This window comes from Sporosarcina sp. NPDC096371, from assembly GCF_044762865.1.
Classification (GTDB): domain Bacteria; phylum Bacillota; class Bacilli; order Bacillales_A; family Planococcaceae; genus Sporosarcina.
Genome location: NZ_JBIWFE010000001.1, coordinates 1,157,687 through 1,173,750, shown reverse-complemented (window position 1 = coordinate 1,173,750; position 16,064 = coordinate 1,157,687). Strand labels below are relative to the sequence as shown.

14 protein-coding genes are annotated in these 16,064 nt (G+C 41.0%); 7 read left to right on the top strand and 7 right to left on the bottom strand.

Translation table 11 applies throughout. From position 1 onward, the window contains the following. Position 1 precedes the first annotated feature (1 nt). On the bottom strand, positions 2-1,756 hold the full coding sequence (locus tag ACIQ0H_RS05705; RefSeq protein WP_403412144.1) for an ABC transporter ATP-binding protein: 1,755 nt from the start codon (positions 1,754-1,756) through the stop codon (positions 2-4). 312 nt (positions 1,757-2,068) lie between these two features. Between ACIQ0H_RS05705 and ACIQ0H_RS05700 the strand changes: the two genes are divergently transcribed. Further along, positions 2,069-2,524 carry a DUF4362 domain-containing protein gene (locus ACIQ0H_RS05700; protein WP_403412141.1) on the top strand — a complete coding sequence of 152 codons (456 nt, stop codon included), beginning with the start codon at positions 2,069-2,071 and terminating at the stop codon, positions 2,522-2,524. Between the two features lie 681 nt (positions 2,525-3,205). Then, the gene (locus tag ACIQ0H_RS05695) at positions 3,206-4,411 is read left to right on the top strand and encodes an MFS transporter (RefSeq protein WP_403412139.1); all 1,206 of its coding nucleotides are present in this window, start codon (positions 3,206-3,208) and stop codon (positions 4,409-4,411) included. Positions 4,412-4,809: 398 nt separating this feature from the next. Here the strand turns inward: ACIQ0H_RS05695 and ACIQ0H_RS05690 are convergent, their stop codons facing one another. The 3 genes from ACIQ0H_RS05690 to ACIQ0H_RS05680 all read right to left on the bottom strand — a co-directional run bounded on the left by ACIQ0H_RS05690 (position 4,810) and on the right by ACIQ0H_RS05680 (position 6,900). Then, positions 4,810-4,887: a putative holin-like toxin gene (locus tag ACIQ0H_RS05690; protein ID WP_403412399.1), complete on the bottom strand. Its 78-nt coding sequence runs from the start codon at positions 4,885-4,887 to the stop codon at positions 4,810-4,812. Between the two features lie 316 nt (positions 4,888-5,203). Beyond that, a complete protein-coding gene (locus ACIQ0H_RS05685; RefSeq protein WP_403412136.1) occupies positions 5,204-6,229 on the bottom strand; it encodes a sensor histidine kinase in 1,026 nt (341 codons plus the stop codon). Then, positions 6,226-6,900 carry a response regulator transcription factor gene (locus ACIQ0H_RS05680; RefSeq protein ID WP_403412133.1) on the bottom strand — a complete coding sequence of 225 codons (675 nt, stop codon included), beginning with the start codon at positions 6,898-6,900 and terminating at the stop codon, positions 6,226-6,228. The genes ACIQ0H_RS05685 and ACIQ0H_RS05680 overlap by 4 nt, the downstream gene beginning before the upstream one ends. A gap of 200 nt (positions 6,901-7,100) precedes the next feature. Between ACIQ0H_RS05680 and ACIQ0H_RS05675 the strand changes: the two genes are divergently transcribed. Together ACIQ0H_RS05675 and ACIQ0H_RS05670 are read left to right on the top strand one after the other, a co-directional pair. Beyond that, a complete protein-coding gene (locus tag ACIQ0H_RS05675) occupies positions 7,101-7,868 on the top strand; it encodes an ABC transporter ATP-binding protein (protein WP_403412130.1) in 768 nt (255 codons plus the stop codon). Next, positions 7,855-9,735, top strand: coding sequence for an ABC transporter permease (locus ACIQ0H_RS05670; RefSeq protein ID WP_403412396.1), 1,881 nt, complete (start codon positions 7,855-7,857; stop codon positions 9,733-9,735). The genes ACIQ0H_RS05675 and ACIQ0H_RS05670 overlap by 14 nt, the downstream gene beginning before the upstream one ends. A 183-nt stretch (positions 9,736-9,918) precedes the next feature. Here the strand turns inward: ACIQ0H_RS05670 and ACIQ0H_RS05665 are convergent, their stop codons facing one another. The 3 genes from ACIQ0H_RS05665 to ACIQ0H_RS05655 all read right to left on the bottom strand — a co-directional run bounded on the left by ACIQ0H_RS05665 (position 9,919) and on the right by ACIQ0H_RS05655 (position 12,462). Beyond that, positions 9,919-10,485: a MepB family protein gene (locus ACIQ0H_RS05665; RefSeq protein ID WP_403412122.1), complete on the bottom strand. Its 567-nt coding sequence runs from the start codon at positions 10,483-10,485 to the stop codon at positions 9,919-9,921. 293 nt (positions 10,486-10,778) lie between these two features. Further along, on the bottom strand, positions 10,779-11,531 hold the full coding sequence (locus ACIQ0H_RS05660; protein ID WP_403412119.1) for an SDR family NAD(P)-dependent oxidoreductase: 753 nt from the start codon (positions 11,529-11,531) through the stop codon (positions 10,779-10,781). After that, positions 11,518-12,462, bottom strand: coding sequence for an MBL fold metallo-hydrolase (locus tag ACIQ0H_RS05655; RefSeq protein ID WP_403412116.1), 945 nt, complete (start codon positions 12,460-12,462; stop codon positions 11,518-11,520). Before ACIQ0H_RS05655 ends, ACIQ0H_RS05660 begins: the two co-directional genes overlap by 14 nt. 189 nt (positions 12,463-12,651) lie before the next feature. Here ACIQ0H_RS05655 and ACIQ0H_RS05650 point away from each other — a divergent pair, with 189 nt between their 5' ends. The 3 genes from ACIQ0H_RS05650 to proC all read left to right on the top strand — a co-directional run bounded on the left by ACIQ0H_RS05650 (position 12,652) and on the right by proC (position 16,061). Then, positions 12,652-13,779 (top strand): SPFH domain-containing protein, encoded by a 1,128-nt coding sequence (locus tag ACIQ0H_RS05650; protein WP_403412113.1) that lies wholly within the window; start codon positions 12,652-12,654, stop codon positions 13,777-13,779. Between the two features lie 24 nt (positions 13,780-13,803). Then, complete coding sequence (locus ACIQ0H_RS05645) at positions 13,804-14,916, top strand: hypothetical protein (protein ID WP_403412110.1); 1,113 nt, start codon at positions 13,804-13,806, stop codon at positions 14,914-14,916. 335 nt (positions 14,917-15,251) lie between these two features. After that, positions 15,252-16,061, top strand: coding sequence for a pyrroline-5-carboxylate reductase (gene proC / locus ACIQ0H_RS05640; RefSeq protein ID WP_403412107.1), 810 nt, complete (start codon positions 15,252-15,254; stop codon positions 16,059-16,061). The last annotated feature ends 3 nt before the right edge of the window (positions 16,062-16,064 follow it).

Here is a 16,064-nt window from a genome sequence, read left to right as displayed (position 1 = left end):
ATTATCCCTCACCCCCTTGTTCGACAAGTACTTCGAGTTGTTGTAGATCATACATTTCTTTATATTTCCCATCGATTCTGACTAATTCTTCGTGCGTTCCAGCTTCAACAATTGTCCCTTCATCTAAGACGATGATCTTGTGCGCATGTTGAATGGCACTTAAACGATGGGACGTAATGATTGTCGTTTCACCCGTACGCGTCTGTTTGAGAGATTCCAAAATGGCTTCTTCTGTTTTGGCATCCACTGCCGACAAAGAATCATCTAAAATCAATAATTCCGGTTCCATAATCAAAGCACGCGCAATGGAAATCCGTTGCTTTTGACCACCTGATAACGATACTCCACGTTCGCCGACCATCGTGTCATAGCCCTCCGTAAACCCTAATATGTCGTCATGAATGTGCGCAAGTCGTGCCGCCTCATAAATTTTCTCCGTCGCAATTTTAGGATTCGTGAATGCAATATTTTCAGACAGTGTTGTCGAGAATAAGAAATGATCTTGTGGCACATAGCCGATAGATTCCCGTAGTCGTTGCTGCTTGTACTGATTAATCGGGTTGCCACCATAGACAACGCTACCTTTGTATCCTTCAAATTCTCTAAGTAATAATTTCAAAATCGCTGTTTTACCTGATCCTGTCTTCCCTACAATCCCCATTGTCTCTCCCCGTTGCAACGTGAAGTGAACATTATGTAAAGCAGGTCGCTCATCGCCTGGGAATTTGAATTCTTCAATATCAAAATAGAGATCGCCTTCCGGTCTGTTATCGATCGCACCAGGAAGGTCTTTAATTTCCGGATCGATGGACAATAATTCTGTAATCCGACTGTAAGACGCATTTCCACGTTCCACTATGTTGAAAAGGAACCCAAATGCTAACATCGGCCACACGAGGAGACCAAGATAGGTACTGAACGCTACCATATCCCCTATAGACATATCACCAGCGATGATAAACTTCGTTCCGAAATAAAATGACAAAATGTATGAAATCGCAAAAATTCCTGTAATCGTCGGATCAAATAAAGCATCAATCTTAGCAACTCGCATGTTTTTAGCGACAACATCCGTTGATAGATTCGTAAAATCCTCAATATCTTCCTGTTGCTGCCCAAATGTTTTAATGACCTTTATGCCTGATATACTTTCCTGTGTCTTGTCATTCAAATTAGAAAAAGCTTCTTGCGCAAATCGGAATCGATTACGAAGCAATTTCCCATAATAGCCTGTCATGAAAATCATGAATGGCAACGGAATAAGAGCAATTAGTGTCAATTTCCAGTTGATGGTGATGGCCATAGTCAAAATGACCAATCCACCTGTTGATATAGAATCGACGAGTGTCAATACCCCCATGCCTGCGGTTTGCTGCACGGCGTTAATATCATTTGTGGCATGGGCCATTAAATCTCCTACCCGTCTTTTTTGGTAGAAAGCCGGCGACATTCTTGTGAAATGATTGAATAACTTCTCGCGCATTTTTCGGGATAACAGAACGGCTGAACCAAAAATCATCATTCGCCAGTAAAACCGCCCAACATACATAAGCACACCCGCAACACCCAAGATTACGAGCCATGTTGTCAGCCCACCAGCTGTCAATTCGCCTAATGTAATATCATCGACAATGATCCCGATGATTTTCGGAGGCAAGAGTTGTAAGAGTGAGACAAAAACAAGCATGGCAATCCCAAATATGTACTGCTTTTTTTGTTGTTTAAAAAACCAACTCAGTTGTACTAAAACCTTCATTTAACTCCCCCCTTTTATCTTTAAGAATCAATTACGCCTCGGCGTAATTGCGTCCAAATTTTTAATTGCGCTTGCGCAATTAACTCCCCTCAAAATTTGTGACATCCGCCGGAGGCCAATTTAAATAGTCTAGGCTCCTACTGATTCAAATTGACCTTTGAATATTTTAGCAAAAGTATGAACAATAGAAAAGCTCCGAGTCTTACATTATTCGGATTATGAAATAGTTTTGGTGATAGAATTCGGATAATCCATTCGATTCAGCCATATAGTGAAGGTGAAGAGACAAGTTCATAGCTAGGGAGGATACACATGCGGAAAAATTTGTACTTACTTTTGGGTTTCGGGATTTTACTACTATCAGCTTGTTCATACGACAGCGAAAAGGCAGTTAAAAACGGAGATGTCATCAATAACAATGGTCCCGTTTTTAATTTTTCAAGCTTTGAATTATTCTTAGAAAAGATTGAAGGGAAGAAACCAGCTTCTGTCCGCATTGCAAACTACACACCCGAAGGAGATCCGACACTCTATAATCTGACTTTCGATGGTTCATCCATCGATTTGGAAATTGACCGTTCCAAAAATAACAACAGAGGCAATGAGCCCGCCAAAGATAATATGACTTGTAAAGACCTTGTCAAGGAAGATGGTCACCAAGTATTGACATACACTCTTGAAAGTTGCGAAAAAGATTCATTCGCAGAAAGCTATGTACTACTAACTGTATTGAAAGATCAAGAAGACGACCATGATCACGATCACTAAGGCTAGCTAAGCAAGCGTAATTACTTCAATTCCTACAATAGTACTTAACAAAATCCCCCACTTGTTTAGCCCATTCCCTATATGAAAGATTTGGATTGTTCATCCACCTGAATCAATTTCATAATAGAGATATTGGACTTACTATCCGAACAAGGTTGATTTACGCTTCAGGCGGACGCTTTCCGCGGGCACGGCTTCAGCTCGCGCTGTTCCCGCAGGAGTCGCCGCCTTACGCTCCAATCAACGAAAGTAGAAAGTAATATTGGCGACTGATTAAATGAATAACCTTTTAATCGTTCGGTTTTTTAAACGTAATAGGTAATAATGAAGTTGATCCACCTAACATCCATTTCTTACTTGATGTTGAATAATGAGTACACGGACAAATAAAGTGGCATAGAGAAATGTCTACCCAATACTTATATAAACAAAAATCAGGAAAAGGGCCATATGTAATCACGGAGTATTCATATATATTAGTTTTAAGTTGATGTACAATGGAGTTATATAAATCATTCTTACTACCCTTATAAATGTTAAAGGTTCCACATGCTAAAAAGTAGTTGTTGTCGTTCTTCCAATATATGAAGAAACTGAACACATTTGAGGAGGCAAAAAACGAGTGTAAAATCTACCCTTTCCTAATCAGTACTAAATTTTGATTGTAAAGGGGTAGTAAGAATGAAAAGTCAGTCTTTCCGTTTTTTATGGATAGGTCAATCGCTGGCCAACTTAGGTGATATATTTTACATTGTAGGAATCATTTCAATGTTGTATGGCATTACGGAGTCACCATTTATGTTGGCACTAGTACCTTTCCTCAACATGATTGGTCGTTTTACTAGCGGTATGATTTCGCCGTTACTGTTAAATCGATATCCGTTAAAGACACTCCTGGTTTTTTCACAGGTGTGTAAAACAATCTTGTTAGGTTTACTTTCGCTAATCTTAGTTGTTCAACTCGCACCGAATATACTCATACTTTTGATTTTTATTTTTATGATTGCGTTTTTGGATGGCTGGGCATTGCCCGCGAGCAATGCGATGCTACCGCGTTTAGTTTCTAACAATGAATTAGTGAAAGCCAATAGTTTTTTCTCCATTGTTTACGAAACAGTTAATTTAGGCGGATGGGCACTTGGTGGACTGCTGGTTGCATTTTCACATGGCCAAAATGTCGTTTTACTTACCCTCGTGATGTACTTAATCGCCTCGATTATGATGACGAGAATTGTGGATCCAACCGAATTTCAACGAAAAGTATCACGAGAACGCCGAAATGGTGAATTAATAGAGGGTTGGCGTATCATATGGAGGAATCCGCTCTATAAGAGCCTGCATGTGATCATCGTATTAGAAGCCGTCGCCAACGTGGTATGGATCGCCTCTATCCTTTACGTTTTTGTAACCGAGGTACTCGGAGAAACTGAGGCTTGGTGGGGATATATCAACACCATATTTTTTATCGGGATGGTTATAGGTGGAATACTATGCACGCGTTTTATATCGATGTTTGAAAAGAATATGAAAACTGTGTTAATCATTTGTTCAATCGGACTAAGTCTAATCACTTTGCTGTTTGGTTTAGCAACGATTGCTTGGCTGGCACTCGTTATTGTAGGAATAAACGGTATATTCCAACAACTAAAAGGGATTGCTGTCGACACATTTCTTCAAAAAACAGCTTCTTCGGCTGAATTACCTAAAATTTATGCGGCGCAAAGCGCACTCGTCTCACTACTTTTCGCGATTTCTTCTTTGACCTTAGGTGCTCTTGCTGAAATGTGGGACGTCCGGATCACATTCATACTATCAGCGGTATTGTTAGGTCTGGCGGCCATATACACGTTGATTCAGCATCGTCGGTTTTTAATAAATGAAAAATAGGACCTTTGAATACTTCGTTGAAAAGCGAAAAAATGGTGTGAAATAGTATGGAACTTGGGCAGTAGAGTGTGTACTTGTTTAATAAATGTATGCGGCGATTAAGATTGCTACCGACACTTCAGAGACCAGAAAAACTAGACAATATTGACATACATCTTTCGGAAGTAAAGCGACTGTAAAAAAAGCATACTCCGAACAAATCCTGAATTCGCTTCCACGTTGTGATAGCTTGAAAATCAGAAGTGTACGACGTATACTAGTGGTAAAGTAACATATAGTAAAAAGACCGTCTGATGTGCAACCATCAAACGGCTTTGCAATAAAATAGTATCGCTTCAAAGGCGATCAACAAATTTCACAGGATAATCCGCTCATTTGCTTGGAGGCTCAAGAGCGGGTTATTTCTTTTGTGATAATGTAACAACGGCAACGATTAGACTAGAAAAGCTAACCATAAGAACAATGGCTTCAAACACGCTCACATACAACACCGCCTTCCACCAGGTGATATACCGTGACTGGAACAACTTACAGGTGTGCTGATTACCCTTGAATACCTATTTAATTACCCTTATAGTATACCACACATACGTTCTCATACACCTACTTTACAGATAATTTATTCCCAATTTTCCACCTGACAGAACGATGAACGGAACCTTTTTAATTTGTTGAAACTGAACAACCTCAGTTGCTCCATCACCCACAAACTTCTACATGTGTATCCTCGATTTCATACCGAAACGGATTAAAAAAAACCTTTTACTTTAGGGAATAACCCCTTCTTGTCCATCAATAGTGATGGTAATTCCGCATTTTCGGAAAATGGATAGTAACCATTGTGTACCTATCTTCTTGTGATTGAATGGAAATATTATGCCCTAATTTGAGAGCCATTTGCTTGGCAAGATATAAGCCCATTCCGGTAGACTTTGTATGTAATCTCCCATTAGAACCTGTGAATCCCCTATCAAATACACGATGCAGGTCCTCCTGCCTAATGCCCATTCCGGTATCTTGAATCACTAATCGTTTTTCTTTACTGTCTTCCTCTACGAGAAAAGAGATGTCTCCGCCTTCATTGGTATACTTTAAAGCATTCGTTATGATCTGATTAATGATAAAAGTAAGCCATTTACTATCACTTTGTACAAATGACTGTCCGTCTTTCATATGAAAACGAATTCCCTTTGTAATGAAAAACTTAGCATATTTCTTCACACTATTTTTGATAATACTATTTAAAGATACGTCTGTAATAAAATAGTCTTTTGAAAAAGAATCGATACGTGAATAGTACAACGCCTGTTCTACATAGTTATCAATTTTAGTCAGCTCATCTTCCAATTTGTCTACAAGAACGTCCAGGTTTTTTCCCGAACTGTTGTCCATTAGCAAATGACTCGCGGCAATGGGCAGCTTCACTTCATGCACCCAAGACATAATAAAATCTTGATGATCACGTTTCTCACGTATCAAATTTTGAAGTTGCTCTGCATGATTGCTTTGCACTTTTTGAATGAATTGGTTATATAAAGCCTGTTCATAATTCTGTGATTCAGGCATGGCTACATGAAAGTCTTCCATCTTACTGTCGATGACATCCTGCAATTTCATGTAGAAGGATCGCCGATAGAAAAAACCAATTGTTATGTACAGACTGACAAGAAAGAAACAAAAAATATGTGTATAGACAAGGTTTTGAGATGCAAGATGCCAGTTATCATTCACAATCATAATTAATGAAACGAACACCATCAAGATCACGTATAGGGTTAGAAAAAATCGTTTATCTTTCAAATATTGACTAAAGCTCATACAATCATATACCCCTGACCTTTCTTCGTCGTAATGAACTGTTCCTTACCTAGTTCAGCGATTTTTTTACGTATACGCGTAATATTAACGGTTAACGTATTGTCATCTACAAATCTTTCATCAGCCCACAGGCTGCGCATGATTTTATTCCGACTGACAACAATTCCTCTATTCCGCATAAGAAGGCTTAGAATACTCATCTCAGTTTTACTAAGCTCGACCTTTTGATCGGCATAAGAAACTTCGTAAGTGTTCAAATTGACAACAACTCCGTCATGCTCGATGACCGTTAACTCAATATCTTCTATATACGCGTACGTACGTCGCAAAAGAGCATTGATTTTAGCCATCAAAACATCTAAATCGAATGGTTTATTGATGAAATCATCCCCTCCCATATTCATGGCCATCACCATATCCATAGGTGTATTGCGAGAGGATAAAAAGATAATCGGTGCTTTTGACACTTCTCTTATTTTATTACACCAATAAAAGCCATCAAAAGAAGGTAAATTAATATCCATTAGCACCAGATGAGGGCTTTCCCGTAGAAAGACCTGTAATACTTGGTCAAATCTTTCTACTTTTACGGGCTCCAACCCCCATTTTCCGATTGCTTCTCCTACTATATCTCGAATGGTTGTTTCATCTTCGACAATCATAATCTTCATCGTTATTCCCTCCAAAGCTTTGTATATAAGGTTACTTTGTGTTAGCTATCGTACGTTTATGCGGTTCTCACCTTTCTTCATTATAAGCCAAGGTGACAAAACTGTAAGCTTAACGCATGCATTGAAAGGTTATGGAAGGGTTGCATGGTATAGACTAGAGAAAGTAAAGGAAAGAAACTTAACAAATGGAGGATATATGGATGAAAACAATCGTAGAAGCTACACAAATTAAGAAAGTATATGGAGTAAAGGGTAATACTTTTACTGCATTAAATAATATTGATTTCACCGTTCGAGAAGGTGAATTTGTTGCTATGATGGGGCCTTCAGGTGCTGGTAAAACGACACTGTTAAATATGTTAGCTACTATAGATCAACCGACTTCGGGTGAAATTTTGATTGATGGGACAAGTATATTAAACTTGAAAGAGGAACAACTGTCCAACTTCCGTCGCGATAAACTTGGTTTCATTTTTCAAGACTATCATTTATTAGATACATTAACTGTGAAGGATAATATCTTGTTACCACTGGCATTAGCAAAAATGAATGTCGATGAAATAGAGAGAAGAGTCCATGAAATAGCAGATCGGTTCGGGATTCGCTCCATTTTGGAACAGTATCCTTATCAAATTTCAGGGGGGCAAAAACAGCGTACAGCTGCTTCCCGTGCAATGGTAGCTAAACCCAGCTTGATATTAGCAGATGAGCCGACTGGCGCATTGGATTCAAAATCTGCGACAGACTTATTAGAGAGCTTGCAAGACTTAAGTGTGGATGAAAAAGCAACGATATTAATGGTCACACATGATGCCTTTGCTGCTAGCTATTGTCAACGTGTGATCTTTATTAAAGACGGTAGTTTGTTTACGGAACTAGCAAAAGGACATACTTCCCGTAAAGAATTCTTTAAAAAAATATTAGATGTCTTGGCAGTTCTTGGCGGGGGTGCAAGTGATGTTATTTAATCTTGCGAAAAAAAATATTAGAGGGAATATCAGCAACTACCTTCTCTATTTTTTCTCGATGGTTGTTTGTATCGTCATCTTTTATACATTTAATTCACTGTTATATATTCCCGAGATTCAAAACTCTGTTCAACATTTGGTTCAGACCATGTCTCAAACCTCTGTCATTTTAATAGGATTCATGGCTGTCTTCATCAGCTATTCGAATGCCTTTTTCACAAAGAAACGAAAGAAGGAAGTAGGCTTGTATTCCCTACTAGGTGTCCGAAAAAAAACGATAGCGGGCATGTTATTTTTTGAAAATATCATCATCGGAGCCATGACGTTAGTGGCGGGACTCGTCCTAGGTATCATCTTATCTAAACTGTCCACTATGTTGCTGCTCAAGCTGTTGGGCGCTCCGATCGAGGCCAGTTTTAGTATTCCAATGGAGGCTGTCTTAACGACTACACTTGTATTTACAGTCCTCACACTTTTCACATCTATTCAGTCATATCTCTTAATTTATCGCTTTAGATTGATTGAACTATTCCAAGCAGAGAAAAAAGGTGAAAAAGTACCGAAGGCCTCTTTCTTTTCTGCTGGCCTGTCAATTGTGTTACTTGCGGGTAGTTATGGGTTGATGTTTAACGGGATGGCAATGCTTGCGATCCCTTTTATTATCATAGGCACCTATTTATTATTCCGCTCGTTGACTGTCTATTTACTTAAACGTGCACAAAAAAATAAGGCTAAATACTATCACGGCATCAACATGATCGGTACTTCTCACTTACTATACCGAGTGAAAGGAAATGCGTTGATGTTGACAATCATCTCCTTGCTCATTACATTAGCGATACCTTACATTCAAGCAGGTTTTACGGAATTTGCGGCTACTGAAAAAGATGCCCGTGGCACAGCTCCTTTTAGCTATCTCTATGTCTCAAAGGACGATGCATTCGATCAGCAGATCAATCGGATCATTACAACTGATAAAGACCATCCCATTACCAAGCAATTCGATATCCCAATTATTTCAGTGCAAGGAACTACAAAAGCACCCTTTCAAGACAATGATAATCTTGCCATTCAATTGATGGCAGAACAAACCTTTCATCAAATAAAAGAAACACTCGATTTGGAGGATATCCCCCCCTTATCTGATGAACAAGCTATCGCTATTAAATATTATTTTGTCCATCAACCAGCTACTGATTTCGAGGGATATGACATCGATATCCCATTAACTGAAGGCAAACAGACATTGATGCTTGAAAAACTTGAAAAAAAATCAATACGACTAACAGGTGGGCAGGAGCTATTATACCTTGTAGTGGATGACAGAATGTTTACGAAAATGTCAGCGCAATTTCCCACCATCACGTATAAAGCGTATAAAGTAGACAATGATAAAACAACAAAAGAAACTTCCGATACCTTACTGAAACTAGCTGAAGAAGATATGCAAATGATTACGTTTTATGAAGAATATAAAAACGTGCAATCATTCACAGGCATGAAAATGTTTATCGTCAGCTCATTAGCATTAGTCCTCTTGGCGGCAACAGGAAGCATTATTTATTTCAAACAGCTCACAGAAGCATATGCAGATCAACATCGGTATGAAATTTTACGGAAAATCGGTGTCAGTAAAAAAGAAATTCGGACAACAATCGCCAAACAATCGCTATTTGTCTTTCTCCTTCCTTTACTGCTCGGTATACTCAATGCAGGAATGGTCCTTCTATCATTGGTTTTACAATATGACATGAACCTCAGTGAAAATATCTTTTCTTTCATGGCGGCGATCATTATCTATGGTGTTATCTACCTCACTTATTATGTGTTGACCATTACGTCTTATAATCGCACTGTGAATAAGTAATAGAAAAAAGAATTGACCCTATCCTTGTACTCGAAAGCCACGGATAGATCAATTCTTTTTTGGCATTTTAAACAGCTTTGTATCCTAATTAATATTTGAAGTACAAAGCGAGAAGCACCTTGCTAGTCAATTCTACCGTTGAAATCAGGTTGTTTTAATGAAAAACCTATGAATTAGTTTATACTAGCGATTTAAACCATAAAGCATTTGAACCCGTTCACAGTCTATCGGTCTATTTACAGGTACCTCTAAGAAATAATCTAGCTGCCATTCCTGCGTTTTTTGTGCTTGACGGCTCGTTGGCTTGTCCCAAGGTGGATAAATGCGGATGGCCCGCTTTCCACCTTGCCTATTCTTCGACACAATATCATGATCGCATAGAACAGCTTTCGGAAAGACGAACTGGCCAAAGCAATCACCTTTGCGAGCACTAATCACGAACAAATCAACTGGATCTGATAAGTCGTATGGTTGGATTGGTCCAGCCTCGCTTCTCTCCCACAACGTTACAAATTGTCCGACCTTTGTTGGTGTAATCTTAGCGACACGAAATCTAACAGAGAAGTCATTCACTTGATAGACATAGGCCCCATATTCCGCGTTTTGTGCCTCTATTAATGGCTGAGAGCACTCAAAGTTACAGGGGTTATAGACGAGATCCTTAGTCGCAAGAAGTTCACTGTGAATAGCGACCGAGGAGATCCAGTGATTACGGTCAGCAATTGAAAGGCCTTGAGGGTTTTTATTCATATGTTCGAGTCCTCCATTACTTAATAGGTTGCTGTTCAAAAATAGCAGGTTAGTTGCTCCGCCACACAACACGTGTAAAAGCTACGCATGTCAATGCTGGCGCTTTTTCGGTCTGCTAACTGTTCATACTTGCAAACACCCATTTCGAACGTTTTATCTTATCAACAGTATATATAGAACATACGTCCCCTATCAAGTGGAATAAAAAAATCACCCTTAATCCATAAATCGATTAAGGGTGATTCTCATGTAGTAGCCGAACCTATTTCTATGGAAAATCGAGGACTACCGCCTTATTTCTTCATAAAATACTTACGCCCAAGCCGCTCCACAAGCGTCGGTGCAACGGCATGCAATTTACTAGTGACGCCCATATACCAAGGCAGATTGACATCCCTCACCGGACATCCCACCGTTTTCATCACCGCTTCGACAACATCTTCTACTGCTAATAAGTGCCTACCTAGCGATGTTCGATAGCTACCTGTATCATCGGCCAAATCCAAAAAAGGTGTGTCAATCGGACCAGGATTAATGGTTGTGACATGGATACCGAATGGAGCAACCTCCATTCGCAAAGCATTCGTGTAGCCAATAATCGCATGCTTCGACGCTGCATAAATAGAAGCTTTTGGTGTTGCCACTTTCCCAGCTTGCGAACCAAGAAAGATAAAATGACCCTTTTTGCGTTCCATCATGTCCGGTAACAAACGTTTAGTCAGCTGCATAGTTGCAACGACGTTGACAGCCATCATACTCTCGATCGCTTCATCCGCCGTTTCATGCGCAAAATCGAACGTTCCAACACCGGCAGAAAAGATGACGATATCAGGCGGATCAATCTGTGCCAACAACCGATCTATGTCCTCTTTGATTGATAAATCCGCAGGTACCGTTTGTGCGCCTGCATTTTGCAATTCCCATAGCTTATCCGGGGCTCTACCTGTTGCCCAAACCGTATGACCTTCTCGCAACAGCCTTTTCGTCAATGCATATCCGACACCACTTGTTGCACCAGTTATGACGATCGATTTACGCTTGTTCATAATGGAAGACGCCGCCCTCATCTTGCGCTTCACGGGCCAAGCCCTTGTCAACAAGATAATCTGTTTGCCCAATTGTTTCGGACAATGTGAGGCCTAATTCTTTTTCATAAACTGCTGGGAATAATTCTTTTGTAAGTTCAAAAATCGTGCGCGAGCCGCCATCCATCATCGCAAGCACTTTCATTGCTCGTTCGCGCTGCTTCGTCAAACGACTTTCAATTAGAGCATGGGCGTTGCGTACTTCATTGCCGTGACCCGTGTAAATGATATCGACAGGCAATGTGAGAAGCCTCTTCAATGATGCGTTGTACTGCAATAACGAGCGCGGACGCCCCATTTCCGGATGAAGTGGCGGCTCAATGAGTGGGTTGGAAGAAACTTTTTCAAGCACGAGATCTCCGCCAATCATTTCACCCGTTTTCTCATTCCAAAAAACGATATGACTCTGTGCGTGCCCCGGTGTTTCTAATACCGTCCAACCTTCATGACCCGGAAGCGCATCCCCCTCGGCAAGTAGCTGATCGAGCGGTCGATCGCCCATCAACGCGACGGAGCGCTTCATACGTTTCACCCAGAAGAGATATTCTTCAGGAACCCCTTCTTCAAGCAGTCGTTCCAAGTAAAATGCATCATGATACTTGAAAAATGCATCATCTCGTTTCAACCAAAGATCATTATATGTATGCCCCAGAACTTTCGCCTGGTCGAATGCATCAATCCAGCCGGCATGATCTGGATGATGATGTGTCAAAATAACTTGTTCAATATCGTTAAATGTATAACCTGCTTCCTTAATGCCATGCTGAAGTGCTTTATACGCCTCTGGTGTTTTCGGTCCTGCATCGACAAGAGACAGCGTATCTCCTTTGATAAGAAATGCGTTGACATCCCCAACTGCAAACGGTGTTGGAATGATAATTTTATGAATCATAGTCAAAGTCCCCTTTGGTTAAATGAATGAGTATTCAGTCCATTGTACCTGTTTTCTAGGAAGACGTCACCTGTTGAGTATAGTAATCACCCACTTAATGAAATGGTAGACTTCTGCTGAAGCCAGTTCACATATGCTATACTAGAATGAAATTCACAGAATAATTATCTTTGGTAGGAGAGTGTTTATATGGGCTTATTCGGATTTTTCAAAAGTCAATTTATCGAAGTAATTGAATGGACAGATAGTAGTACGAATACAATGGTCTATCGCTTTCCCGTTCAGGACAATGAAATCAAAATGGGGGCGGAGTTAACCGTTCGAGAATCGCAAGTAGCGATTTTTGTCAATGAAGGGGAAATTGCAGATGTCTTCGGACCCGGAAGACATCTATTGTACACGCAAAATATGCCGATCTTAACAAAGTTAAAATCATGGAAACACGGATTTGAATCACCTTTTAAAGCGGAAGTCTATTTTGTCAATACCAAGCAATTCATCAACCAAAAATGGGGTACGTCTAATCCTATTATGATGCGCGATGCCGAGTTCGGCATGATACGTTTACGCGGGTACGGTATTTATTCCTACCGAGTATCTGAGCCCACGGTGTTCTTAAAAGAATTATTCGGGACCAATGCATCCTATGATACGAGTGCCATCGAAGACCAATTGAAAAAGATGATCTTGTCTGGATTAACGGATCTTTTTGCCGAGTCGAAAATTCCGGCCTTAGATTTGGCAATGCACTATGATGAACTGAGTGAGCAAGGGCAAGCGAAGATGAAAAAGCGATTCAATGCATTCGGCTTTGATATCACTTCCCTCTATATCGAAAACTTATCACTTCCTGAAGAAGTCGAAAAAGTGATGGACAAACGAACAGCAATGGGCGTGCTTGGCGATATGAATCAGTATCAGCAATACCAAGCGGCAGAGGCCATTCGCGAAGCCGCTCGCAATGAAGGCGGCGGATTAGCAGGCGCTGGTGCAGGACTAGGAGCAGGCGCCGCGCTCGGTGGAGTGATGGCAAATGCATTTTCAGGCGGCCATCAACCCGCTGCACAGCCGGCTAAAATAAGCTGTCCCCATTGCCAGGCACAAATTCTAGCAACCGCTAAGTTTTGCGGAGAATGTGGCAAAACTGTTCAAACACAAAAAGTGCCTTGTATTAGTTGCCAGGCTCCCATCAATGCAGATGCAAAGTTCTGCGGGGAGTGTGGCGCACAGCAAGTGACGGAAAAAACATGTACAAAATGCGGGTCTAAAAATGCCCCAACCGCAAAATTTTGTGGTGACTGCGGAGATACGCTGTAACATGGATGCGAATGAGGTGTACGAATGACAGGTGTAGAAAATGAAGAATATACAATCGAACAAACAGAAATGACGAAATGCCCTTCTTGTGGCGGCAATGCCGCATTCGATCCCGCAACAGGCGCACTCAAATGCCCTTTTTGCGGTAGCGAGCGGGCCATCGAAAAAACACAGCACAACACGATTGAGCATGACTTTTTACAAGCATTAGAACAAGAAGATCATAGCTGGGATGATGAAAAACGGGTATTTAAATGCGATAGCTGTGGGGCCGAAACACTTCTAGATAAAGACAAAGTAGCTGATTTCTGTTCATTTTGCGGCTCCTCACATATCGCCACTAGCAGCCATCATGCTGGTATTAAACCCGCACTAGTACTACCTTTTCAAATACCAAGAGATGAAGCTGTCGACAAATTTAAGCTATGGATACGAAAAAGATATTTTGCACCATCCAAACTTAAAAAATCGTATACCTTGCATACCTTATCCGGCGCTTACATTCCCTATTGGACGTTCGATTCGCAAACGAATTCTGCCTATGTGGTCAACATTGGAACGTATTATTATGTAACGGAAACGCGCACTGTCGTAGAAGATGGCAAGCCGAAGCAAGTAACGGAACAAGTACGAAAAATTAGATGGCGCACAGAACATGGCCATTATCGCGCATTTTATGATGACGTATTAGTGAAAGCTTCTCGTAACGTTGCCAGCGGACTCATTGATAACATTGAGCCTTTTCAATTAAACGGATTAGTTGACTATAAAACAGAGTATCTATCAGGATTTTTAGCAGAAAAGTATTCCATTCCGTTAAAAGAAGGCTGGAATGATGCCAAGGAGATTATCGATCAGCGCATTGCCAGTGGTATTCACGGACAAGTACCTGGAGATGTCGTAAATATCGTCAGTGTATCTACAGACTACACAGCGATTACCTACAAACATATGTTATTGCCTATCTGGATTTCATCCTTCGCTTTCAACAATAAGATTTATCGTTTCCTTGTCAATGGACAAACAGGCAAGGTCAGCGGCAAATCTCCGGTAAGTGCTGTCAAAGTGTCATTCGCTGTGTTGGCGGTCCTTGCCATCATCGGCATCATTTGGTTTTTCATTCAAATAAACCAGTAGCCGGATAGAATGTTGACTTTGTTCAGACAACGTGTAATAATCGTTCTAATTCATGAAACGATTAGCGTAGACGAAGATTAGTACTGACGGCGATGGACAACAGAAAATGTGGTCACCGGCTGAAAGCCACATTCCCTCTCCCGCCTTGAACCTCCTTCCGAGCTGCCGTGGAAACCCGGCCGTGCCTTTCGCGTTAAGAAAGAACAAGATGTACCAGCAAAATGGTTTGCTGGTAAAACTAGGTGGTACCGCGGAAACATGCGTTTTCGTCCTTTTTACGAAGGATGGAAACGCATGTTTTTTATTTGTGAATTGGAACGAAAGGGGAGATTATAATGGAGAAAATTGTATTCATAGGCGCAGGCTCAATGGCTGAAGCAGTTATTGCTGGGATTGTTAAACGAGGTGCAATCGAGCCGCAGCAGGTCTATGTGATGAATAAATCAGATGACGACAGACTGATTTCATTACAACAGAAATATGGTATCTCCATTGTTTGTAAGGACAAAGAAGCGTTGAAAACAGCAGATCTAGTTGTACTAGCGACAAAGCCGAAAGACATTCATCTAGCGATGGCAGACATTCGCCCTCATCTCGCCACTCAAGCAGCCGTTTTGTCTGTCATTGCAGGTGTTTCAATCCAGACACTTGAAAATGGACTTGGTGCAAGACCAGTGGCTCGTTCTATGCCAAACACCTCTGCAACCATCGGGAAATCGGCAACCGGTGTTGCCATGAATAACGCCGTCGATGACACGATGCGCAAGCATTTCCTCGGCCTACTAGAAGCCATTGGTCTGGTTAAAGAAGTCAAAGAAGATGACCTTCATGCGGTGACTGCCCTATCCGGCAGCGGTCCAGCCTATGTTTACTATTTAGCGGAAGCTCTTGAAGAAGCAGCGATTGCTAAGGGGCTATCCAAAGACGTCGCACGCTCCCTTATCATCCAAACACTTGAAGGTGCCGCTGCGATGATGAAAGATACTGGCACAGAACCGGCTGAATTGCGGAAAAACGTGACCAGTCCGAACGGTACGACGGAAGCAGGATTGAAAGCATTGGAAGGTAGATTATTCAAAGAAGCGATTGGTGATTGCATTGAAAAAGCAACAACACGGTCACGTGAGTTAGGGGCGCAGTCTTAAGAA